General features: G+C 47.5%; 23 protein-coding genes. 20 read left to right on the plus strand and 3 right to left on the minus strand.

The window, feature by feature from the left end:
- Nucleotides 1-13 precede the first annotated feature (13 nt).
- From coaBC to BW931_RS04520, 9 genes are read left to right on the plus strand one after another with little or no spacing between them, the layout of a single operon-like run.
- Nucleotides 14-1,210: a bifunctional phosphopantothenoylcysteine decarboxylase/phosphopantothenate--cysteine ligase CoaBC gene (gene coaBC, locus BW931_RS04480; protein WP_076570331.1), complete on the plus strand. Its 1,197-nt coding sequence runs from the start codon at nucleotides 14-16 to the stop codon at nucleotides 1,208-1,210.
- The gene (gene priA, locus BW931_RS04485; protein WP_076570334.1) at nucleotides 1,207-3,612 is read left to right on the plus strand and encodes a primosomal protein N'; all 2,406 of its coding nucleotides are present in this window, start codon (nucleotides 1,207-1,209) and stop codon (nucleotides 3,610-3,612) included. The genes coaBC and priA overlap by 4 nt, the downstream gene beginning before the upstream one ends.
- 16 nt (nucleotides 3,613-3,628) lie before the next feature.
- Entirely contained in the window at nucleotides 3,629-4,576 is a 948-nt protein-coding gene (gene fmt / locus BW931_RS04490; protein WP_076570336.1) for a methionyl-tRNA formyltransferase, read from the plus strand.
- Nucleotides 4,569-5,912: a 16S rRNA (cytosine(967)-C(5))-methyltransferase RsmB gene (rsmB, locus tag BW931_RS04495; RefSeq protein ID WP_076570645.1), complete on the plus strand. Its 1,344-nt coding sequence runs from the start codon at nucleotides 4,569-4,571 to the stop codon at nucleotides 5,910-5,912. The genes fmt and rsmB overlap by 8 nt, the downstream gene beginning before the upstream one ends.
- Before the next feature lie 9 nt (nucleotides 5,913-5,921).
- Nucleotides 5,922-6,683, plus strand: coding sequence for a Stp1/IreP family PP2C-type Ser/Thr phosphatase (locus tag BW931_RS04500; RefSeq protein WP_076570338.1), 762 nt, complete (start codon nucleotides 5,922-5,924; stop codon nucleotides 6,681-6,683).
- Nucleotides 6,683-8,590 carry a Stk1 family PASTA domain-containing Ser/Thr kinase gene (gene pknB / locus BW931_RS04505; protein WP_076570340.1) on the plus strand — a complete coding sequence of 636 codons (1,908 nt, stop codon included), beginning with the start codon at nucleotides 6,683-6,685 and terminating at the stop codon, nucleotides 8,588-8,590. Before BW931_RS04500 ends, pknB begins: the two co-directional genes overlap by 1 nt.
- A gap of 12 nt (nucleotides 8,591-8,602) precedes the next feature.
- Nucleotides 8,603-9,469: a ribosome small subunit-dependent GTPase A gene (gene rsgA, locus BW931_RS04510; RefSeq protein WP_076570342.1), complete on the plus strand. Its 867-nt coding sequence runs from the start codon at nucleotides 8,603-8,605 to the stop codon at nucleotides 9,467-9,469.
- 3 nt (nucleotides 9,470-9,472) lie between these two features.
- Nucleotides 9,473-10,123, plus strand: coding sequence for a ribulose-phosphate 3-epimerase (rpe, locus tag BW931_RS04515; RefSeq protein ID WP_076570344.1), 651 nt, complete (start codon nucleotides 9,473-9,475; stop codon nucleotides 10,121-10,123).
- A gap of 12 nt (nucleotides 10,124-10,135) precedes the next feature.
- A complete protein-coding gene (locus BW931_RS04520) occupies nucleotides 10,136-10,795 on the plus strand; it encodes a thiamine diphosphokinase (protein WP_076570346.1) in 660 nt (219 codons plus the stop codon).
- Nucleotides 10,796-10,829: 34 nt separating this feature from the next.
- Here the strand turns inward: BW931_RS04520 and rpmB are convergent, their stop codons facing one another.
- Nucleotides 10,830-11,018, minus strand: coding sequence for a 50S ribosomal protein L28 (gene rpmB / locus BW931_RS04525; protein WP_008587981.1), 189 nt, complete (start codon nucleotides 11,016-11,018; stop codon nucleotides 10,830-10,832).
- 187 nt (nucleotides 11,019-11,205) lie between these two features.
- Here rpmB and BW931_RS04530 point away from each other — a divergent pair, with 187 nt between their 5' ends.
- The gene (locus BW931_RS04530) at nucleotides 11,206-11,571 is read left to right on the plus strand and encodes an Asp23/Gls24 family envelope stress response protein (protein ID WP_008587979.1); all 366 of its coding nucleotides are present in this window, start codon (nucleotides 11,206-11,208) and stop codon (nucleotides 11,569-11,571) included.
- A 36-nt stretch (nucleotides 11,572-11,607) separates the two neighbouring features.
- The gene (locus tag BW931_RS04535; RefSeq protein ID WP_076570348.1) at nucleotides 11,608-13,263 is read left to right on the plus strand and encodes a DAK2 domain-containing protein; all 1,656 of its coding nucleotides are present in this window, start codon (nucleotides 11,608-11,610) and stop codon (nucleotides 13,261-13,263) included.
- Nucleotides 13,264-13,330: 67 nt separating this feature from the next.
- Here the strand turns inward: BW931_RS04535 and BW931_RS04540 are convergent, their stop codons facing one another.
- Nucleotides 13,331-14,605: an NCS2 family permease gene (locus BW931_RS04540; protein WP_076570350.1), complete on the minus strand. Its 1,275-nt coding sequence runs from the start codon at nucleotides 14,603-14,605 to the stop codon at nucleotides 13,331-13,333.
- Between the two features lie 214 nt (nucleotides 14,606-14,819).
- Between BW931_RS04540 and sdaAB the strand changes: the two genes are divergently transcribed.
- The 9 genes from sdaAB (at nucleotide 14,820) to rnc (ending at nucleotide 22,850) form a co-directional block, all read left to right on the plus strand.
- Nucleotides 14,820-15,482: an L-serine ammonia-lyase, iron-sulfur-dependent subunit beta gene (gene sdaAB / locus BW931_RS04545; RefSeq protein ID WP_008587974.1), complete on the plus strand. Its 663-nt coding sequence runs from the start codon at nucleotides 14,820-14,822 to the stop codon at nucleotides 15,480-15,482.
- Between the two features lie 13 nt (nucleotides 15,483-15,495).
- The gene (gene sdaAA / locus BW931_RS04550; RefSeq protein WP_076570352.1) at nucleotides 15,496-16,365 is read left to right on the plus strand and encodes an L-serine ammonia-lyase, iron-sulfur-dependent, subunit alpha; all 870 of its coding nucleotides are present in this window, start codon (nucleotides 15,496-15,498) and stop codon (nucleotides 16,363-16,365) included.
- Nucleotides 16,366-16,386: 21 nt separating this feature from the next.
- Nucleotides 16,387-18,423, plus strand: a complete 2,037-nt coding sequence (gene recG, locus BW931_RS04555; protein ID WP_008587969.1) for an ATP-dependent DNA helicase RecG — start codon at nucleotides 16,387-16,389, stop codon at nucleotides 18,421-18,423.
- An 82-nt stretch (nucleotides 18,424-18,505) separates the two neighbouring features.
- The gene (gene fapR / locus BW931_RS04560; protein ID WP_076570354.1) at nucleotides 18,506-19,066 is read left to right on the plus strand and encodes a transcription factor FapR; all 561 of its coding nucleotides are present in this window, start codon (nucleotides 18,506-18,508) and stop codon (nucleotides 19,064-19,066) included.
- A gap of 15 nt (nucleotides 19,067-19,081) precedes the next feature.
- Nucleotides 19,082-20,080, plus strand: a complete 999-nt coding sequence (plsX, locus tag BW931_RS04565) for a phosphate acyltransferase PlsX (protein ID WP_076570356.1) — start codon at nucleotides 19,082-19,084, stop codon at nucleotides 20,078-20,080.
- Nucleotides 20,077-21,012 (plus strand): ACP S-malonyltransferase, encoded by a 936-nt coding sequence (gene fabD / locus BW931_RS04570; protein WP_076570358.1) that lies wholly within the window; start codon nucleotides 20,077-20,079, stop codon nucleotides 21,010-21,012. Before plsX ends, fabD begins: the two co-directional genes overlap by 4 nt.
- Nucleotides 21,009-21,749, plus strand: coding sequence for a 3-oxoacyl-[acyl-carrier-protein] reductase (gene fabG, locus BW931_RS04575; RefSeq protein ID WP_076570360.1), 741 nt, complete (start codon nucleotides 21,009-21,011; stop codon nucleotides 21,747-21,749). The genes fabD and fabG overlap by 4 nt, the downstream gene beginning before the upstream one ends.
- A 100-nt stretch (nucleotides 21,750-21,849) precedes the next feature.
- The gene (gene acpP / locus BW931_RS04580; RefSeq protein WP_008587958.1) at nucleotides 21,850-22,083 is read left to right on the plus strand and encodes an acyl carrier protein; all 234 of its coding nucleotides are present in this window, start codon (nucleotides 21,850-21,852) and stop codon (nucleotides 22,081-22,083) included.
- An 83-nt stretch (nucleotides 22,084-22,166) separates the two neighbouring features.
- A complete protein-coding gene (gene rnc, locus BW931_RS04585) occupies nucleotides 22,167-22,850 on the plus strand; it encodes a ribonuclease III (protein ID WP_008587957.1) in 684 nt (227 codons plus the stop codon).
- A gap of 176 nt (nucleotides 22,851-23,026) precedes the next feature.
- Here the strand turns inward: rnc and BW931_RS04590 are convergent, their stop codons facing one another.
- Complete coding sequence (locus tag BW931_RS04590; RefSeq protein ID WP_008587955.1) at nucleotides 23,027-23,254, minus strand: DUF1128 domain-containing protein; 228 nt, start codon at nucleotides 23,252-23,254, stop codon at nucleotides 23,027-23,029.
- Between the last annotated feature and the right edge of the window lie 140 nt (nucleotides 23,255-23,394).

Raw genomic sequence — 23,394 nt, forward strand, 5'->3', positions numbered from 1 at the left:
GGAGGGACCGTTTATGCTTGAGAATAAGAAGATAGTACTTGGGGTTTCAGGCGGAATCGCCGCCTACAAAGCAGCTTCGCTTACAAGTAAGCTAACGCAGCAGGGGGCAGTCGTGAAAGTGATCATGACGGATCACGCTAAAAACTTTGTCGGTGCCTCCACTTTTCAGGCGTTGTCGAGACAGCCTGTGTACGATGACACTTTTGATGAACAGGACCCGGAAGGAGTGCAGCACGTAGACCTGGCTGACTGGGCTGACCTGTTTATGCTGGCTCCTGCTACTGCCAACCTTATCGGAAAACTTGCGAACGGCATCGCTGATGATATGCTCACGACGACTTTGCTGGCAACGGAAGCTCCCGTTTATATAGCCCCGGCCATGAACGTGCACATGTACCAGCATCCCTCGGTCATCTCCAACCTTAAGAAGCTGAACAGCTTCGGATTCAAATTCATAGAACCGGGGGACGGCTATCTCGCCTGCGGATACGTAGGCAAAGGGAGGCTTGAGGAACCTGAAACGATTATAACCGTACTCGAGAATGAAATGAAAAGGACGAAAGTATTACAGGGAAAGAGAATTCTTATTACGGCAGGACCCACAAGGGAAAAAATCGATCCGGTGCGTTTCTTTTCCAATCCTTCCACCGGTAAGATGGGCTTCGCTCTTGCAGGGCAGGCCGCCGAGATGGGAGCTGAAGTGACCCTTATAAGCGGACCCGTAAACCTGGAGACTCCTCCGGGTGTGAACAGAATTGATATTACTTCCGCCTCCGATATGTTTGAATCGGTAATCGAACATTTTCCGGGGCAGGACGTGACGATCAAAACGGCTGCTGTAGCGGATTACCGGCCTTCCGTAACTTACGAACACAAGATGAAGAAAAAAGACGAAGCGTTAGGAGTAAGCATGGAACGTACGACCGATATTTTAAAAGAGCTCGGGAGGCGGAAAGAAACCCAGTTCCTTGTCGGATTTGCAGCAGAAACGCAGCAGGTGAAAGAGTATGGAAGACAGAAATTGGAAAGCAAAAACCTGGATGCTGTCGTAATTAACGATGTTTCCGAAGAAGGATCGGGATTCGCCGCAGACACGAACCGGGTTATCTGGATGAGCAAAAGGAATGAGGAGACCCTCCCTCTTCTTGATAAACAGGAAACGGCAAAAGAGATCCTTTACAGAATCGCCGAGGAGATGAAGGATGTATGATCGCTAAAGTGATCGTCGACGTTCCGACGAACCAGACGAACCGGCCTTTTGACTATTTAATCCCGGAAGAATTCACTCATGTTATCGACATAGGTATGCGGGTGATTGTACCATTTGGTCCGAGGAAAATACTCGGGTATGTTGTAGGATTTGAAGAGAGGACCGATGTGGAGAAAGTCAAATCTCTGGAGGAAGTGCTGGATGTTACTCCTGTCCTTACCCCTGAGCTTCTGCGTTTGGGGAAATGGCTTGCCTCCCGGACGCTCAGCTTCTATATTTCCTGTCTCCAGGTAATGCTTCCACAGGTGTTGAAAGCAAAATATAAAAAAGAAATCTGGAGAATAGAAGAACACCTTCCCGAAGAGCTGGAAAATCTGTTCCAGGGGAGCGACGTGCTTACGAGCGAAGAATGGGAAGCATCTTCTTTCAAATATCATCACTTAAAGAAGTGGGTGGATGATGGCTATCTCGATGTACGTTATGAAGTGAAAAGTAAAGAAACTAAACGGAAAATCACTGTAATTGAACCGGGAGCGGACCCGGTGAGATTAGAGGAACTGATTGCAGAGATACCTGCACAGGCTAAAAAACAGCGGGCTCTGATCGACTTTTTTGTGGACTACCCTGATCCTATTCCGAAAAAAGATTTACTGAACTTCGTAAAGACGACGGATGCTTCACTGAACCCCCTTCTTAAGAAGGGGTATTTGCAATCCTACAGCCAGGAAATTTTAAGGGACCCTTATGAAGGCCATACCTTTACGAGTACGAGCCCTCCCCCGCTCACCCGATATCAGCAGCAGGCTATGGATGAGATTGTGGGTTCGGTGAAGAATGAAAAGCCTGATGTGTATTTGCTGCATGGTGTGACCGGAAGTGGAAAGACGGAAGTTTACATGCAGTCCATCCAGGAAGTTTTGGCACGTGGGGAAGAAGCGATTATGCTGGTGCCGGAAATAGCACTTACTCCGCAGATGGTGGAACGATTCAAAGGTAGATTCGGATCTAAAGTGGCAGTATTACACAGTGCGCTTTCCGCCGGGGAAAAGTACGACGAATGGCGAAAAATCCAGCGGCGGGACGTTCAGGTTGTAGTAGGAGCCCGCTCGGCGATTTTCGCCCCTTTCAGAAACCTCGGTCTCATCATCATCGATGAGGAACATGAAACGAGTTATAAACAGGAAGACCGGACGAGATACCATGCAAGGGACGTAGCTCTGAAGCGGGCTTCGGAACATGGCTGCCCGGTAGTGCTCGGGTCGGCGACTCCTTCCCTTGAAAGCTTCGCCAGAGCACAAAAAGGAAATTACCGGCTTCTTGAACTGCCTGAACGTATGAATGAACAGGCTATGCCGACAGTGGAACTGGTCGACATGAGAGATGAACTGCACGAAGGGAACAGGTCCATGTTTTCCCAGTCGTTGAAAGCAAAACTTGAAGAGCGTCTCCAAAAGGGAGAACAGTCCGTATTGTTCCTGAACCGGAGGGGTTATTCCACTTTCGTTATGTGCAGGGACTGCGGGCACGTCGTCGAATGTCCGTACTGTGATATTTCCATGACGTATCACCGGAATCAGGAACGTCTGAAATGCCACTACTGTTCTTTTGAAAAACCGATGCCCTCGAAGTGTCCGGAATGTGAAAGTAAAACGATCCGGTATTTTGGTACGGGAACGCAGAAAGTGGAAGAGCATCTTCAACAGCTGATCCCCGAAGCCAGAATAATTCGGATGGACGTAGATACTACGAGGCGAAAAGGGGCACATGAGAAGCTGCTCACAAAATTCGGAAACAATGAAGCGGACATTCTGCTCGGCACTCAAATGATAGCCAAAGGCCTTGATTTCGGGAACGTCACGCTTGTAGGAGTACTTGCTGCAGACTCCCTGTTGAATCTCCCGGATTTCCGTGCGTCCGAGAAGACGTTTCAGCTGTTAACCCAGGTGAGCGGTCGAGCGGGACGTCACGAGAAAGAGGGCGAGGTGGTCGTTCAGACGTATACTCCTGATCATTACAGCATCCAGCTGGCCAGTACGTATGACTTCAACCGGTTCTACGAGGAGGAGATGAAGTACAGAAAAATGTTCCATTACCCTCCTTTTTATTACCTGACGCTGCTCACTGTTTCGCACCCCAATACATTCCAGGCGCAGGAAGTCACCAGAAAAATCGCTCAATATCTGAAGCAGAATCTCTCGGAGACTGCCGAGGTGCTGGGGCCGACTCCTTCCCCGCTTGAACGGATCAATAATAGATATCGCTATCAAACAATGGTAAAATACAAATCAGAACCGGACCAGCAGAAGTATGTTCAGAGAATAATGAATTACTATGAAAGCGAAATGAAAGAGCAGAACGGTTTACAGATTATCGTTGATTTTCAACCGTACCAGCTTATGTAAAGGGAAGGATATTTTTATGACGAACATTGTACTTATGGGAACACCGGATTTTTCTGTTCCGGTTTTGAATAGACTTATAGAAGAAGGATACAACATCTCACTTGTAGTAACACAGCCGGACAGGCCGAAAGGGAGAAAGAAGATTTTAACCCCTCCACCGTTGAAAGAAGCGGCGGAAGCATCGGGTATCCCGGTGTTTCAGCCCGAAAAAGTGAAGAAAGAATATCAGAAAATATTGGAGTATGACCCGGATCTGATAATCACTGCGGCGTACGGGCAGATTTTACCGAAAAGCCTTCTCGATTACCCGCGACTTGGAGCGATAAATGTTCATGCATCCCTTCTTCCCGAATATCGGGGAGCGGCTCCTATCCACTATGCGCTGATGGATGGCAGGAAAGAGACCGGTGTAACCATTATGTATATGGTTCCGGAACTCGATGCAGGAGATATGCTTTCCGCGAAAAGGATAAATGTGAATGAAGAAGATGATGTAGGCAGTCTGCATGATAAACTGGCGCAGACCGGCGCTGAATTGCTGTCGGAAACCTTACCATCTCTTATAAATGGCACCATTGAAGCAGAGGAGCAGGATGCTTCCAAAGCTACTTTCGCTCCTACCATTAAAAGAGGGGAAGAACTCGTCGATTTCAGCCTACCCCGTGACGTGGTGTGGGGGCATATACGCGGAATGAGCCCGTGGCCGGTCGCCTATACTTACTGGGGCGGGAAACCGCTGAAGTTATGGGCTGCACAAAAGTACGACCAGACCGGGAGCCAGGCTCCCGGTACAGTGATAGATAAAACAAAAGAGGGAATAATCGTCGTCTGCGGGGACGGAAACAGCGTTGTTATTACAGAACTGCAGCCTTCCGGTAAAAAACGGATGGACGGAACTTCTTTTATCAATGGTATCGGCCAGACGATGGAAATCGGAGAAGTGCTGGGTGAAAACGATGAGTAATACAGTGCGGGAATCAGCTCTATATCTTTTGACCCGTGTCGGAGAAGAAGGCGGGTTCAGCCACGTTCTCGTCAATCGGGAAATTGAAAATGGCCAATTCTCCTCTCAGGATGCCGGTCTTCTCACCGAACTCGTATATGGAACGCTTCAGCACAGAGATCTGCTGGATTACTGGCTGGAGCCCTTTATGAAAAAGCAGAAGAAAATCACTCCCTGGGTGAAGTGGCTCCTTTATATGTCCGTGTATCAAATGGAAATGCTTGACCGGATCCCGGATCATGCTGTGTTGAATGAGGCTGTATCCATATCCAAACGAAAAGGTCACAAGGGGACAGCCTCGTTTACAAACGCGGTTCTGCGGTCTGTACAAAGGGAAGGAGTCCGTTCTGCAGACGAAATCGAAGACTCTGCCGAAAGACTCGCTATACGAACGAGCCATCCTTACTGGCTGGTCAACCGCTGGATCGATCAGTACGGGTATGAGACTACAGAAAGTATGTGCATGACGAACCAGCTTCGCATGCCGGAAAGCATAAGAGTACAGCCTTTACTTCTGAGCAGGGCAGAGGCCGTAACAGAACTTGAACGGGACGGGTTTGAGGTCGAAGAGTCCCGCTTTTCCTCCCAGGGGATCATTGTACATGAGGGGAATATCATTAAACATCGCCTTTTCCGGGAAGGGCTTGTGACTATTCAGGATCAGAGCTCCATGCTTGTGGCCGAACTGATGAATCCCGAGCCGGGACAGACAGTACTTGATGCCTGTGCCGCCCCGGGAGGAAAAACCACTCATATAAGCGAAAAGATGAAGAATGAGGGCACCGTTTATGCCTACGATCTCCATAAGAAGAAAGCAGGTCTTATTAGAGAGAAGGCGAATATTCTCCGGCTGACGAACATTCATGCGGAGAATTACGATGCCAGAAAACTTCAGGATAAGCATAACAATGAAACGTTCGACCACGTACTGGTAGATGCTCCGTGTTCAGGTTTTGGAGTTATACGGAGTAAACCCGATATTAAATACAGTAAGAAAGAAGAAGATATTTACAGATTGAGGGAAGTTCAGGACCATATTTTGGATCACGTGGTACCACTGTTGAAAGAGAATGGTCTGCTGGTGTACAGCACCTGTACAGTAGACCGGCATGAAAATGACGAAGCAGTACGGGATTTTCTGAAGCGCCACCCGGCGTTTGAAACGGAAGATTTCGGCGACAAAGTGCCGGAAGACTTACAGCATCGGGTCGTTTCCCGGGTCGGTCTTCAAATTTTCCCTCAGGATGCGGACTCCGACGGATTTTTTGTTACTCTGCTCAGAAAAAAATCGAAATGAGGTGAGAGTGTGGAAGGACTTTTTCGCACAGATAAAGGGAAAGTAAGACCTCACAATGAAGATTCGGGTTCTGTCAGTAAACACCCATATGGAAATTTCTGGCTGGCCATCGTTGCGGATGGTATGGGCGGACACCGGGCGGGAGATGTAGCAAGCAAAATTGCCGTAGATCGTATGAAAGCATCTTTTAACGAAAAGGAGTCTTTTACAGATTCCAAAGATATAAAAGGCTGGTTCGAAGAGATAATTCATGAAATCAACGGGGAAGTCCTCCGCCTGGGCTCTCTACACAGGGAGTACCAGGGGATGGGCACGACGGTGGTAGCTGCCGTGTGTACACCGCATATGATCGGCATAGTGAACGTCGGTGACAGTCGCTGTTACATAGCTGATGTTAACGGGTTCCATCAGGCTACCAGCGACCACTCCCTCGTTAATGAAATGGTACGTGCCGGCCGGATTTCCGAGGAAGAAGCAGAAGACCACCCGAGAAAAAATATTCTTACCCAGGCTATCGGAACAGAGAAGAATATTTCACCTGATCTGTACTTTCCTTCAACAGAAGGAGAGACACGAATTCTGCTTTGTTCCGACGGCTTGACAGATAAGGTATCGGATCCGGAACTCTCAAAACTCCAGGACTTCAGCGAGCAGGACGAAGGGCTCGTACAACATTGGATTGACCTGGCAAATGAGCGTGGAGGAGAAGACAATATTTCTCTTGCCGTCATTAAAAGGTCTGCTTTTACTGATAAAGAAGGTGAAAGATAATGCTTGAAAATCAATGGCTAAATGACCGCTATCTTGTAAAGGAAATGATTGGCGGCGGAGGGATGGCGTATGTTTATTTAGCTTTTGACACTGTCAGCGAGCAGGAAGTGGCAGTTAAAGTGCTTCGCATGGAGTACGGGGAAGATGAAGAGTTCATCGCCAGGTTCCATCGTGAAGCCCAGGCTTCCATAAGTCTTAACCACCCCAATATCGTAAATATATTTGATGTGGGCGAAGAACAGGGCATCTATTACATGGTAATGGAACTCATAGAAGGGATGACGCTGAAAAAATACATACAGTACCATTCCCCGGTCGACCCTGCTGAAGCTGTCGGCATTATGAGACAGATCACCGAAGCTATGGATTATGCTCATGCCAACGGTCTGATTCACCGGGATATTAAACCTCAGAACATTCTTATCAGCCCTCAGGGAACAGTGAAAGTGACCGACTTTGGTATAGCCATGGCACTTTCCTCCACTGCACTTACCCAGACGAATTCTGTGCTCGGTTCCGTCCACTATTTATCACCGGAGCAGGCCAGAGGAGGTACAGCGACCAGAAGATCAGACATTTATTCTCTCGGTATCGTCCTGTTCGAACTATTGACCGGCCGCCTCCCTTTTTCCGGGGAGTCTCCGGTATCTGTCGCACTGAAACATCTCCAGCATGATACACCTTCCATATCCAAATATACTGAAGTCCCGCAAAGTATAGAAAATATCGTATTGAAAGCCACTGCCAAAAACCCCCTGCACCGCTACTCTGAAGTTGAAGAAATGGATGAAGATTTAAGCAGATGTCTGACGGAAAGAAACCCTGCTCCTTTTAAACTCCCGGAGGAAGAAGGCGAAGAAACGAAGGCGATTCCTGTGGTGACGGAAGACTACCGTTCCGGGGGCGCGGAAGAGACTTTACGACATGCAGGCGGCAAACCTCTGAGGGAGAAAAAGAGGAAAAAGGGCAGAGTCTGGATTATCGCATTTATCATTTTTCTGTTTATAGGTGGAGGGGCGGCTGTAGCAGTACCAATGGTTCTTGGACCGAAAGAAGTCGAAGTGGCTGATGTTACCGGAATGGAATATGAAGATGCTTACAGCACTCTTCTCGATTCCAGTCTGCAGGTGGAAAGAGGAAGTGCCTATTCCGATGACGTGGAGGAAGGCGACGTAATTCAGATAAGCCCCTCTCCTGGCAGCAGGGTTCCTGAAGAAACGGAAGTCACAGTCGTCTCCAGTAGGGGGAAAAGGACTGTTAAGATATCGGATTACACAGGGGAAGACTTCAGGGCAGCAAAAAAAACACTTGAAGAAAAAGGGTTCACTTCCGTGTTTTCCATCCATAACAGTTCGGAACGTCCCGCGGGTGAAATTCTTGAACAACTGCAGCCGGCTGCCGATCGCAAAGTGATCCCCGGCGAGACCAGTGTATTGTTCAGAGTAAGCTCCGGTCCTCCGAAGGTTCTGCTCAGACCCCTGAGGGGAATGAGTGAGGACAAAGCCCGGGAATACCTGGAAGGAGAGGGGATGAAGATGAAAGTCGAGGAACAGTTTTCGGGGGAAGTGGAGGCCGGAAAAATAGTCTCCCAGTCTCCGGACGCTTTCTCGGAAATTGAGAGAGGTACCAAGGTCACTATAAGTCTTTCACTGGGCCAGAAGGAGAAACCGATGAAAGAAAAGACGTTGACTTTCGATCTGCCCTACACCGGGGAAAATGGGGAAGAGGAGACGTATCAGATATTTTTGAAAGATGCCAATACGAAAGATGAAGAAGTTTTCCTGGAAAAAGTCATTACGGAAGAGAAAACTGTGGAAATAGATGTGCAGATAAGAGAAGGAGAGGAAGCTGTATACCGTGTAGAGAAGCACGGGGACATTGTGAAAGAAGGTAAGACGGAATATTAGAGGAGGAATTGGATGGCTCGGGGTATCATTATCCAATCACTGAGCGGGTTTTACGATGTGTTGATGGGTGAGGAAGTTTACCGTTGTAGAGGTCGTGGATTGTTCAGAAACAAAAAAATCAGCCCGCTTGTCGGGGATGTCGTTCAATTCGACCCTGAACAAGGGTACCTTCTTTCTGTGGAAGAAAGATCGAATGAACTCATTCGTCCTCCTATTGCCAATATTGATCAGGCAATCGTGGTAGTCTCTGCGGTGGAACCTAAGTTCAACTCCCGACTGCTCGACAGGTTCTTAGTTTTAATAGAGGCTAAAATGATAAATCCTGTAATTGTCATTTCAAAACAGGACCGGGTTACCGCTTCGGAAGATATAGCAAAGTACCGCAGGATTTACGAGCAGGCAGGATACGAGGTCATTTTGACTGATCCCGGAAACGAAGAGGCACTCACCCGGGTCAAAGATCTTTTCAAAAGCAAAACAACTGTGATAGCAGGACAATCGGGGGTAGGGAAGTCCACTCTGCTGAATGCTCTGCAGTCCTCTCTTTTTCTCGAGACGGGAGAAATATCCCGCAGTCTTGGCAGAGGAAAACACACGACGAGGAGAGTCGAGCTGTTTTCAATCAATGGAGGTCTGGTGGCGGACACCCCCGGGTTCAGCTCTCTCGATTTTGATCCGGTAACATCTGTGAGTCTGGCAGAGTGCTTTCCGGAAATCAGAGAGTACGCTCCCGATTGTAAATTCAGGGGATGTATACATGACAGGGAACCAAAGTGTGCTGTGAAACAGGCAGTCGAGGATGGGAATATCCATGAGTTCAGGTACGACCATTACATTGAATTTTTACACGAAATACAAAACAGAAAGCCGAGGTATTGAATTATGACCAAAATAGCCCCATCTATTCTTGCTTCAGATTTTGCCAACCTGGAATCGGAAATTAAGGAAGTGGAACAGGCAGGAGCGGATTATATCCATGTTGATGTTATGGATGGAAAATTCGTACCTAATATTTCTATAGGTATACCTGTCGTAAAAGCTATTCGTCCGGTAACTGATCTGCCGCTGGACGTTCATCTGATGATCAGTGACCCGGAAAATTATGTGGAGGCATTTGCCGAAGCGGGCGCATCCATAATTACTGTTCATCAGGAGGCTACATCTCACCTGCACCGAACCATTCAGCTGATAAAAAACAGCGGGACAAAAGCCGGCGTGGTTATTAATCCGGCAACCCCTGTCGAAATGCTAAAACCGATTCTGCATGAAGTGGAGCTTGTACTGGTGATGTCCGTAAACCCCGGTTTTGGAGGTCAGAAGTTTATTCCGGAGGTCATGGAGAAAGTGGAGAAACTTTATACGTGGAGAAAAGAAATGAACAATTATTCCTACGAAATTGAAGTGGACGGAGGAGTCAATAAAGAAACCTCCGGCTTATGCAAACAGGCAGGAGCTGATGTGCTCGTGGCCGGAAGTGCGATATTCAACGACCGGGACCGGGAAAAAGCTGTATCAGAAATTCGTGACAGTTAGGGGCTTTCAGATATGAGCTTAATTGCAATTGTAGGCGGGGGACCGTCGCAGTATATACCGGAGAACTTTTACGAGGATGTATCTTTCTGGATAGGAGCAGACGGTGGAGCGCAGGTGCTTTTGGAAAGAGGGATGCGTGTGGATCTGGCAATCGGTGACTTTGACTCGGTCACTTCCGACACGCTTCGAAAAATCAAAGAAGAAGCTTACGAAACGAAGGTTTACTCCCGTGAAAAAGATGAGACAGACCTTGAACTGGCAGTACAGGAAGCCATTTCGAAAGGAGCGGATCATATTCTGTTTTACGGGGTTACAGGCGGAAGGATGGATCACACGCTGGCTAACATTCAACTTCTGTACCCCATGATTCAGCAAAATCTTAAAGGGACGATTGTGGACCGTCAAAACGAAATGGAAGTGAAACTTCCGGGGGTGCATACCGTTGAATATAGTGACGATTACCCTTACGTGTCTTTCATCCCCCTTTCCCTTAAGGTGAAGAGCTTGTCCCTGCAGGGGTTCAAGTATCATCTGGAAGCGGAGGATCTGCCTATCGGCTCCACGTTGTGCCTTTCCAACGAACTGGAAAAGGAAACTGGAACTTATTCCTTTGAAGAGGGGATCGTGCTGACGATCAAAAGCAGAGATGCAGCTCCACACATTCCTGAATAATAAAAAAAAGCACCCCGAGGGGTGCTTTTTAGCATCATACGCGAGTTACTTTGCCTGATTTCAGCTCGCGGGCAGAAACGTAAACTTTTTTCGGTTTTCCATCAACGAGGATGCGAACCTTTTGTACGTTAGCTTTAAATTTACGTTTATTTGCGTTCATAGCGTGAGAACGATTGTTCCCGCTCCGGGTTTTACGTCCAGAAACGACACAACGACGTGCCATATCGAATCCCTCCAATTTACAATTTAGATACTTAATTACTCTATCATAGTCAAAAACGTAATGCAATCCATTATATCAAGAATTTCCTCTTGACAGAACGATTCAATTGTTACAGAGTATTATAGGGAAGAAGGTCGTCCTGTGTTATAATTGCTGGGCATGGAGAACATGTTAAAGGAGGATCCGAATGTCGGTAGAAATGAATACAAATAATGGTCAAATTACAATAAGCACCGAAGTTATTTCCACAGTCGCCGGTGGGGCTGCAGTAGAATGCTACGGTATAGTAGGCATGGCTTCGAAAAATCAGCTGAGAGACGGACTGTCGGAAATGTTGAAGAAAGAGAACTTCTCCCGGGGAGTGGTAGTGCGTCAGGAAGAGGAAGAAGTACATATTGATATGTACATCATTGTGAGTTATGGTACGAAAATTTCCGAGATAGCCCACAACGTACAATCTCAGGTTAAATATACTTTAGGCAAAACGATCGGACTCACGGTAAGCTCCGTTAACATCTATATACAGGGCGTACGAGTGACGAGTGACGATTAGATCAAACTGAGAAAGTCAGCTAAAGGAGGAAGAAGCGTGAGTTTACAGGAGTTGGATGGGCGGACCTTCGCAGCGATGGTGCTTCAGGGTTCCCGCTACTTGTCGAAGAATGCTCAAATGATTGATGCTCTGAACGTGTTTCCCGTTCCTGATGGGGATACGGGTACAAACATGAACCTTTCCATGACTTCAGGTCAGGAAGAAGTTAAAAGTATTACGAGTGATCATACCGGAGAGGTTTCCAAAGCTTTAGCCAAAGGGTTGCTGATGGGAGCACGGGGCAACTCGGGTGTCATTTTGTCCCAACTGTTCCGCGGATTTTCAAAATCGATGGAAACGAAACGGACAGTAACGACCACAGACTATGCCACCGCCATGGCCCGAGGGGTGGAAACGGCTTACAAAGCAGTTATGAAACCGGTGGAGGGCACGGTTCTTACGGTGGCCCGCGAGGCAAGTGAAGAAGCTCAGAAGGCCGCGGAAGAGGAAAAAGAGTTCATCCCGTTTCTCGAACGGGTAGTAACAGCTGCGAAAAAGTCTCTGGAAAACACACCCGAACTGCTTCCTGTATTGAAGGAAGTAGGAGTCGTCGACAGCGGGGGCCAGGGTTTTCTGACTATTTATGAAGGGTTTCTTGCCAATCTCAAAGGAGAAGAGGTGCAGGAAGAAGATACTTCAATTGATATGGAAGACATGGTCAGTGCCGAACACCATAAATTGAACCAGGATTTTATGAATACGGAAGATATCCACTATGGATATTGCACGGAGTTCATGGTGAAGTTCGAAGAAGCAAAGCTTGAAGAAACCGCTTATGATGAAGATGCTTTTCGCGAAGATTTAAGTGAATTCGGCGACTCTCTTCTCGTAGTATCGGATGAAGAGCTTATCAAAGTCCACGTTCATGTGGAAGACCCGGGCAAAGCCCTGAGTCTTGGTCAGCGATACGGAAGTCTGACGAATATTAAAATAGAAAATATGAGGGAACAGCACACGTCTATTGTAGGTGACAAAGCGTCCCCTCCCCGTGAGAAAAGCGAATTAGGCATCGTAACAGTTGCTATGGGTGACGGGGTGAAGAAACTTTTTGAAAGCCTCGGCGTATCGGTAGTTATCGAAGGCGGACAGACGATGAATCCGTCTACGAAAGATATATCGGAAGCTATCAAAAAAGCTCATGCGAAACACATACTTATTCTCCCTAACAATAAGAATATTATAATGTCTGCAGAACAGGCAGCCGATCTTGCAGAAGAAGAGGTGGCTGTAGTTCCGAGCAAAAGCATACCCCAGGGGATGAGCGCTATGCTTGGATTCTCCTCTGAATTGAGTCTTGAGGAAAATAAGGAAGCGATGGACGGGCTGCTTGGAGAAGTCAAGACCGGCCAGGTAACTTATGCAGTACGGGATACAAAAATAGAAGGAGTCTCGATAGAGAAAGATCATTTCATGGGGATCCATGATGGTGATATAGCGGTTTCGGATTCTGACCGTCTGCAGACGGCCAAGGTACTGCTTTCCGATATGATTGCTGAGGAAGACGAAATTCTGACGGTGATATACGGAGAGGAAGTGTCAGAGAAGGAACTGACCGATCTGAAATCATTTATTGAAGCGGAATTCGAAGATGTGGAAATAGAGGTGCATGAAGGCGGTCAGCCCATCTACTCTTATATATTCTCTGTTGAATAATAAAAAGCGCACCACAAAAGGTGCGCTTTTTATTATGGAAAAATATAACAGTTTAATCATTCTTATACTACAGAGATAGAGCCCTGAGCAGTAATTCTATGAGAAAGGCCGAGGCGATAAGAATTATCGGCACGGTCAGCTCTTTCTGTTTTCCCATCGCTATTTTAACGAGAGGATAGGCGATAAATCCGAATGCCAACCCATCGGGAATGGAGTAAGTGAAAGGGATCATCGCTATCATAAGAAATGCCGGGAGTGCTTCTGATAAGTCATCGAAAGGAATGTGCTTGATTTCCTGAACCATCAGGGAACCGACGATAATGAGAATCGGGCTGATGGCGGTGGACGGAACAATAGATATCCACGGAATAAGAAACAGTGTGGCGATGAAAAGTATCGCCATTGTTAAAGAGGCGCGCCAGGTCTTCCCGCCAGCTGCAATTACGGCTGCACTTTCTGCCGAAGAGACGGTAGGGGATGTGCCGAGAAATCCGCTGGTAAAAGAAGAAAAAGCGGTAGCCTGGTAGGATTTATGGAATTTCGTATCGGTTTTATTTCCGACCATATCCAGCTGACTGTGTATCAGTCCCATATTTTCGAATATAAGCACAAGAGCTAATGGGAAGACTCCCATCCAGAAGCCGAACTCAGTGACCACGGAAAAATCAGGCGCGAAAACCCACTGCTGTTCCCTGAAATTAAGGGAAGGCTGGGGTTCGCCCAATATTCCGGCAAAATAGGCTATCCCTGTGCCGACTGCAAGGGTGATCAGGAAGTTGCCCGGAACATTCTTCGCAAAGAGAAAAATCGCAATAAACAGTGTCGCAACACTGGTAAGAACGACCGGCGAAGACAGTTCCCCGAGAGCAATGAGCGACTGTTCTCCTTTCACTACTATACCGCCTTTTTCAAGACCGAGAAGAGCAAGGAAAAACCCGATACCTACCGTAATCGCATGTATAAGCGATACAGGCAGTGCCCTGCTCAGCCAGGCTCCAAGAGAAGTGAAAGCAGTAATCAGGAAGACCAGGGAGGCGACGACAACGACAGCCAGACCCTGTTCATAAGTGAATCCCGCACCCTCGACAATGGAGTAAGCAAATAGTGCGTTAATCCCCATACCCGGTATGAGTACCATAGGAGCATTGGCATACAGGGCGATAAGAAGACACCCGAGTGCACTTGCTGCTATGGTGGCCACCATTCCTGTTTCCAGGGGAAGGCCTGCATCAGAGAGTATTTGACTGTTAACGGCAACGATGTATACGGTCGTGAAATAACCGATAAATCCGGCGATCAGTTCCTGTTTCCAGGAATTTTGCTTTCCGTTTTTATTCAGCATTTCGATCTCCTTATGAAATTGTCCCTCTCCCGCCCGGTTTCGTAGGAACCCACAGCTTATTATTGTACCCGTTACGGGATAATATAGCAAACAGGGAATTTGTAAGCGCTATCTATGCTGTCATATCAGCATTACATTAACGGATGAAAGTAGGGGGAATGAGATTTTTGTGATAAAATGACAATAGATGATTTATGGAGAGAGGAAGGGTAGGATGAAGTACAGGTCTGTGTTCGACATAATTGGTCCGGTTATGATAGGTCCGTCAAGTTCTCATACGGCTGGAGCCGCACGTATCGGAAGAGCGGCCAGAGATTTATTCGGAAGGACACCGGAAGAAATCGATATACATTTTTACGGTTCTTTCAAGTCTACGTTTAAAGGTCACGGGACAGATGTGGCGATTGTCGGAGGTGTGCTCGGGTACGAGACGTTCGATGACCGGATTAAAACGTCTCTTGAAACTGCGGAAAAAGAAGGGATTAAAGTACTTATACACGAAGAACAAGCTGAACCGGAACATCCGAACACTGCCAGGCTGCGCCTGAAAAGCGGTACTGAAGAGCTTGAACTTACAGGTATATCCATCGGGGGAGGAAAAATTGAAATCACCGAACTGAACGGTTTCCCTCTTCATCTCACAGGCGAACATCCCGCAGTCGTTCTTTTGCATGATGACCGCTACGGTGCAATAGCTTCGGCTACCGCCATACTGGCTAAAGAAAAGATAAACATAGGAAGAATGGAAGTTTCACGGAAAGCAGAAGGTGCTAAGGCTTTAATGATTATCGAAGTGGATCAGAACCTGACGGATTCGGTTATGGAAGAACTTCAGGAAGCTGATCATATCTCGAGAGCTGCACGTATTTCAGAATAAAGGGGAGAACGGCATGTTTCGTAATGTATCAGAATTGATTAAAAAAGCAAAAGAAGAGAATATCCCTGTATCCGAAGTGATGATCAGACAGGAGATGAAAGCGAAAGAACTGAGCCGGGATAGGGTGATGGCTCAGATGGAAGAGAACCTTACTGTAATGGAGGAAGCGGTGGAAGAAGGACTCAAAGGAGTACAATCTCACAGTGGACTCACTGGTGGGGATGCTGTACTTATTCAGAAGTACATGAAAGAAAAACAGCCGTTATCGGGAGGTCTTCTCCTTGATGCAGTAAGCAAGGCGGTGGCAACGAACGAAGTGAACGCTGCGATGGGGAGGATCTGTGCTACTCCGACGGCGGGAAGCGCCGGGTGTGTTCCGGGAACCCTTTTCGCAGTGAAAGACAGACTTAACGCCTCCCGGGAGGACATGCTCCGCTATTTATTCACTTCAGGTGCTTACGGATTCGTGGTTGCAAACAATGCTTCCATTTCCGGGGCTGCTGGAGGATGTCAGGCTGAAGTCGGTTCGGCTGCCGGTATGGCGTCGGCAGCTATCGTCGAGATGGCAGGAGGGACTCCTGAACAGACAGCTGAAGCTATGGCTATCACTCTGAAAAATATGCTAGGATTAATTTGTGATCCCGTGGCCGGACTGGTTGAAGTTCCGTGCGTTAAAAGAAATGCGATGGGGGCATCTCAGGCTATAGTCTCTGCGGACATGGCTCTTGCAGGAGTTACCAGCAGAATTCCGTGCGATGAAGTGATAGATGCTATGTTCAAGGTCGGCCAGCGCATGCCTTCGGCTTTTCGTGAAACAGCTGAAGGAGGTCTTGCAGCAACACCTACCGGCAAAGCACTGGAGAAGAAAATTTATGGGTCTTGAACCGGGAAAGAGTGAGAAGAATTGTTGGAGCAATCGGTACAGCAAATAAAAGGTGTCGGTGAGAAACTGGCCTCTTATTTGAATGAACTGGGAATATATACGATAAGTGATCTGCTGTTTTATTTTCCGTTCCGATATGATGAGTTTGAAGTGAAACCGCTGACGGAGCTCGTACACAATGAAACAGCCACACTGGAGGGGAAGGTAGCCACGCAGCCTTCCCTTGCTTATTATGGAAAGAAAAAGTCACGTTTGACGTTTACGATGCAGGTGGGGGAGTTTGCGGTTAAAGTCGTCATGTTTAACAGGGCATTTGCCAAGAAGAACCTGGAAACCGGAGATGTTGTAACTGTCACCGGTAAATTTGACATGCACCGTCTGCAGCTGACGGCTACCCACTTTAAAAAGGGAGAAGCGAAATCCGAAGAACCTATACAGCCGGTATATTCCGTAAATGAAAATGTGAAAATAGCCGCACTGCGGAAAGTGATGAAACAGGCGGTGGAAGAATATGGATCGGAAATTGAGGAGGTGCTCCCTCCGGATTATCTCGACATGTATAAATTGCCGGCGCGGTCAAAAGCGGTCCGTCATATGCACTTTCCGGAATCGCGTATTTTGCTGAAACATGCCCGGCGAAGGTTTACGTATGAGGAATTCCTCGTTTTTCAACTGCGTATGCAACTGTTGCGGAAGAAGTACAAGGAAGCGACCTCCGGCACGTCGCTCCACTACGATAACGGACTTTTGACGGAATTCGTGCAATCACTGCCGTTTACGCTTACGGAAGCACAAAAGAGATCTCTGGCAGAAATATTGAAAGATATGAAGTCACCGCACCGGATGAACCGCCTCCTGCAGGGAGATGTGGGTTCAGGAAAAACGGTAGTTGCAGCTATCAGTATGTATGGAGCAGTAACGTCTGGAAAACAGGCTGCACTGATGGTCCCTACGGAAATTCTTGCTGAACAGCATGCGGCATCTCTCCGCCGGATGTTCGGAGAAAGACTGACTATCGCTCTGCTGACCGGGTCCGTAAAAGGGAAGCGGAGAAGAGACATCATGGAGGAAATGGAGAACGGTACGATTGATGTGCTCGTAGGCACCCATGCCCTTATTCAGGAAGAAGTGAAATTCAACTCCCTCGGGTTTATTGTTATTGATGAACAGCACAGGTTCGGGGTCGAACAAAGACGAACGCTCCGCGAGAAAGGGATGAAACCTGACGTTTTATTTATGACGGCGACTCCGATTCCGCGTACGCTGGCGATTACTGCATTCGGGGACATGGACGTATCCTCCATCGATCAGATGCCCTCGGGCCGAAAAGAAATAGAAACCTACTGGGTAAAAGGTAAAATGACGGAGCGGGTACTGGGATTTATTCGTAAGGAAGTGGAGGACGGAGGACAGGCATATGTTATTTGTCCTTTGATCGAGGAGTCGGACAAACTCGATATCCAGAATGCCGTAGAGCTCTTCGAACAGCTCAGGGAAGTATACCACCCGGACATTACTGTCGGTTTAATGCATGGGAAATTGTCCAATGAAGAGAAAGAGGAAATAATGCACCGTTTCTCTGATAACCGGATACAAATCCTTGTGTCCACGACAGTGGTGGAAGTAGGAGTGGATGTTCCTAACGCCAGCCTTATGGTTATCTATGATGCCGATCGTTTCGGCCTTTCGCAGCTTCACCAGCTTCGCGGTCGCGTCGGAAGAGGGGAACGGCAGAGCCACTGTATTTTACTGGCCGATCCCAAAGGGGAGACCGGGAAAGAGAGAATGAAAATCATGACCGAAACGACGGATGGTTTCCGTCTTTCGGAAGAGGATCTGAAAATAAGGGGACCGGGTGATTTTTTCGGAAAGAAACAGAGCGGTTTGCCGGAATTCAAAGTTGCGGATATGGTACACGATTACAGGGCGCTCGAGACGGCGAGAAAAGATGCCGCCGAAATCATTGAAAACGGCTGGCTCGACCGGAATCAGAGTTTTGAGCCGTTGAAAGAAATGCTGAGAAGAGATATGGAGAAACTGGACGAATCACTCGATTAGCACTCAATTGTTGCGTTTAAGCCCGTACTATAATATATTACTGTTAGTACCTAGTCATAAAATGGACGGTGGATAAGATAAGATGAAAAAAAGAAAACAGATAAGACAGCAGGAGCTCCAGGAGACAATCGAGGCCACCCCGTTCGTAACGGACGACGAACTCGCGAAAAAATTTTCAGTGAGTATTCAGACGATACGGCTCGACAGAATGGAACTTCAAATACCTGAGGTCCGCGAACGGATCAAGTCCGTTGCGACTAACGAGTGGACGGAAACGGTTAAGGCGCTTGCTATAGACGATGTAATCGGAGAAGTGATCGACCTTGAACTTGAATCCAAAGCTATTTCCGTTATGGACATCAGGGAAGAACACGTATTTTCGAGAAATGATATCGCCCGCGGGCACCACTTGTTTGCTCAGGCCAACTCACTTGCTGTTGCAGTTATAAATGACGAACTGGCGCTTACAGCCCGCTCCACCCTTAAATTCACAAGACAGGTGAAGCGCGGGGAACGGGTGGTAGCAAAAGCACGCGTAGGTGGTACAGACGATAAAAACAGAACGATAGTCGAAGTGGACAGTTATGTAGGTCAGGAAAAAGTGTTTCAGGGTACTTTTTATATGTATCGTTCTGAGGAGTAGAAGGAGAGAGACAGGATGAAGATTGTACTGGATGCTATGGGCGGAGACCACGCTCCGGAAGAGATGGTGTATGGAGCAATGGAAGCCGTCAATACATACGAAGACGTGGAGATTACACTTGTCGGGGATGAGAAGGAAATAAACAGATTTTTATCTCCTCACAACCGTTTGCAGGTCCTTCATGCCCCGGAAGTGATAACGAATGAAGATGAACCTGTAAGGGCGGTAAGAAGGAAGAAACAGTCCTCCCTCGTCCTTTCTGCAGAAGAAGTGAAGCAGGGGAGAGCGCAGGCTTTCATATCAGCGGGTAATACAGGAGCGCTCATGAGCGCGGGGCTTTTTGTCATCGGCAGGATCAAAGGGGTGGACCGTCCGGCGCTCAGTCCAACTCTGCCGACACTGGATGGCCGCGGATTCCTCATGCTTGATGTCGGTGCCAACACCGATGCAAAAGCGGCACACCTCCTTCAATACGGAATCATCGGCTCCATTTATGCCGAAAAGGTCAGGGGCATCGCAAACCCGAGAGTAGGACTTCTGAACGTCGGTACGGAAGACGGTAAAGGCAGTGAACTGACGAAACAGGCTTTCTCGCTCTTACAGGAGGCCCCTGTCAATTTTATCGGCAATGTGGAAGCCAGGGATCTTTTGAGCAGTGCTGCGGACGTGGTGGTAACGGATGGTTTCACTGGAAATATAGCACTTAAGACCATCGAAGGTACAGCCATGAACCTGTTTTCGATGATAAAGGAAACGTTCATGTCGAATGCCAAAACGAAAATCGCCGCTTCGCTCGTGAAGAATGACATGAGAGGGCTGAAAAATAAGATGGACTATTCCGAGTACGGCGGGGCAGGCCTGCTTGGACTTTCCGCCCCTGTTATCAAAGCACACGGTTCTTCGAATCGTACAGCGGTGGTCAACGCTGTACGGCAGGCCCGTGACATGGTGGAGAATAATGTTTCCGAAACGATCAAAACTACTCTTGAACAAAAAGGAGGCGAAGAAGAATGAAAAAAGTTGCATTTGTTTTTCCCGGTCAGGGATCTCAAAAAGTGGGTATGGGGAAAGAGATGTATGATTCCTCTGCCCAGGTAAAAAAGTTATTCGACGAAGCTGATGAAGCTCTCGGCTACTCGCTTACATCGCTTATGTTCGAAGGGCCGGAAGAGGAGCTTACAAAGACGGAAAATGCGCAGCCTGCACTGCTGCTCGTGAGTGTGGCTATAGATCAGCTGCTGAAGGAAGAAGGAATCAGACCGGCTATGACTGCAGGGCACAGTCTTGGGGAGTATAGTGCTCTCGTTTCTTCCGGCTCTCTCGGAAGTCTTGAAGCTCTTCGTCTGGTACATAACCGCGGAAAGCTTATGGAAGAAGCGTATCCTTCAGGTAAAGGCGCCATGAGTGCTGTACTTGGTCTTTCCGTTGAAGAAATACAGGAGAAGCTGGAGCAAGTCGATGGAGTTGTGAACGTGGCGAATATCAACTGTCCCGGACAGATAGTGATTTCCGGTGATAAACCTGCGGTACAGAGTGCCGGTGAGATATTGCAGGACAAAGCGAAACGGGTGATGCCTCTGAATGTAAGCGGACCGTTTCACTCCGATCTTATGAAACCGGCTGCGGATGACTTCGAGGATCATCTGCACAAAGCTACTGTGAGGGATGCAGAGATTCCGGTATACGCGAACGTGACTGCTGCTCCTGTCACGGAAAAAGACGAAATAAGCCGCCTTCTCGTAGAGCAGCTGTATTCTCCGGTACGGTTTCAGGAGACGGTTGAAGCTTTTGTGAACGAAGGTGTGGATGCAGTAGTGGAAATCGGGGAAGGGAAAGTATTGTCAGGGCTTGTCCGTAAAGTGGCCCGAAGAATGAAAACTTTCCAGATCAATAATGAAGAAAGCCTTGAAACATTCATCAACTGGTACAGGGAGGGAGAAAAATGATAAATGGACAAACTGCACTCGTAACAGGGGCATCCCGCGGAATCGGCAGAGCGATAGCCCTCGAGCTCGCCTCACACGGCGCAAAAGTTGCGGTGAACTATGCCGGAAACGAACAGAAAGCTCAGGAAGTCGTCGAAGAGATCCAATCCTCAGGTGGGGAAGCAATTAAGATCAGGGCGGATGTCTCAAACGGGGAAGATGTGAAGGCGATGATTAAAGAAGTGGTGGATACCTTCGGCAGTCTGGAATTGCTCGTGAATAATGCCGGGATCACTAAGGATAATCTGCTGATGAGAATGAAAGAAGAAGATTTTGAAGCGGTTATCGATACGAATCTGAAAGGTGTATTTTTAACTACAAAAGCAGTGACAAGACAAATGATGCGTCAGAAATTCGGACGTATTGTGAATGTCTCCTCGATAGTGGGAGTGTCCGGGAATCCGGGTCAGGCTAACTACGTAGCTGCAAAATCAGGGGTTATCGGTCTTACGAAATCAAATGCTAAAGAACTGGCTGCTAAAAACGTCCGTGTCAATGCCGTAGCACCCGGCTATATAGCAACTGATATGACGGACGAACTGACGGACGAACAAAAAGCACAGATGCTTTCTCTCGTTCCCCTTAATCGTCTTGGAAGTGGAGAAGAAGTAGCCAGAGTCGTCCGTTTTCTTCTGGATTCGGACTCCGACTATATGACCGGACAGACCCTCCATGTGGATGGCGGTATGGTTATGTAGCCGGAAAGACGAATGTTTAAGAAAAATTTATAAATAGATCTTAAACATATGGTTTTTTAGGGGAAAATTTACTATAATATCTGAAGGGAGGTGAGCTCCAATGGCAGAGACATTTGAAAAAGTGAAAGAAATCATTGTAGATCGTCTGGATGTTGAAGAATCCAAAGTAACGATGGAAGCGTCTTTCAAGGAAGACCTGGAAGCTGATTCACTTGACGTAGTCGAACTTGTAATGGAACTTGAAGACGAGTTTGATATGGAAATTTCCGATGAAGAAGCTGAAAAAATCAATAAAGTGGGAGACGCTGTCAATTACATAGACAGTCAGTCTTAAAACAGAGAGCTGCCTGAACCACAGGCAGCCTTTCCTGTAAAGAACGGGTTAGTACAAGAACAAAGTAAAGGGACGGGTGAGTCATGGGGGATTTTAACAAACTTCAGAAACAAATGAACGTCCGATTTTCTGATGTAAAGCTTCTTGAACAGGCTTTCACCCATTCATCTTATGTGAATGAGCATCGGCACACGGAGCGCAAGGACAATGAGCGTCTCGAATTTCTCGGAGATGCCGTACTTGAGCTCGGGGTATCCCAGTACTTATACAGAAAATACCCGAACATGGAAGAAGGAGATTTGACCAAGCTGCGGGCTTCTATCGTATGTGAAGCATCACTCGTAGACTTTGCCAATGATCTCAATTTCCAGGAATACGTACTTCTCGGTAAAGGGGAGGAGATGACCGGCGGACGTCACAGACCGGCTCTCTTGGCTGATGTGTTCGAAGCATTCATCGGCGCTCTTTATCTGGATCAGGGGTTTGACCGGGTATTATCTTATTTAGGCTACTATATTTACCCTAAAATCAAGCGTGGTGCTTTTTCTCATGCGATGGATTATAAAAGTCAGCTGCAGGAACATATCCAGCGTGAAAAACAGGCGGACATTGACTATGAAATAGTGGATGAGCGAGGGCCGGCCCATAACAGGGAGTTTGTCGCTCACGTCCATATTCACGGGGATACTGCGGGCATCGGAGTAGGAAGAACGAAGAAAGAGGCAGAACAGAGAGCTGCTGAAGAAGCTCTGGACAAATTACAGTAATATAAGTCACAATCAACGAAAAAAGACCCGAGCACACGCTATACCTGGACGGATTTCAAAAAAGAAATCCTGCTTCCGGATGCAGCGGTGCAAAGGGTCTTTTTATTAGTGGTCAATTTTCGGTTCCTCTCAGACCGGTTCTGTAAACCGGGAGGGGCGGAGCGGGAATTGCTGATTTATTGTGCTTTTCTGTACTGCGACATTTCGGAGACGAAAGCCTGGATTTCAGGCACGCTGAGCTGGCCTTTCATTTCGGCGACATCGTACAGCTCTTTGATATCATAGTAATGATCCATGTCGAAATCTTCCGACTTAAGCATACTCCGGTTGACGAGCTGTAGTTTATCTGCGAGTGTCTCAATCATGTAATCCAGATTCTCTCTGTTTGCTTCCTCAAGATTCATAGTCTCTCTCCCTTTAATTTTACTAATGTCCATGATAGAGGATTATCCACGATTTTAAAACCCCCAAATGACAGGTGCGCGACGTCTTTGTTGTATGATAAAATGTACGGGTTAGAGTAAGTATTCACATACAGGAGGAT

The sequence above is a fragment of the Salimicrobium salexigens genome (genome assembly GCF_900156705.1).
Taxonomy (GTDB): Bacteria; Bacillota; Bacilli; order Bacillales; family Halobacillaceae; genus Salimicrobium; species Salimicrobium album.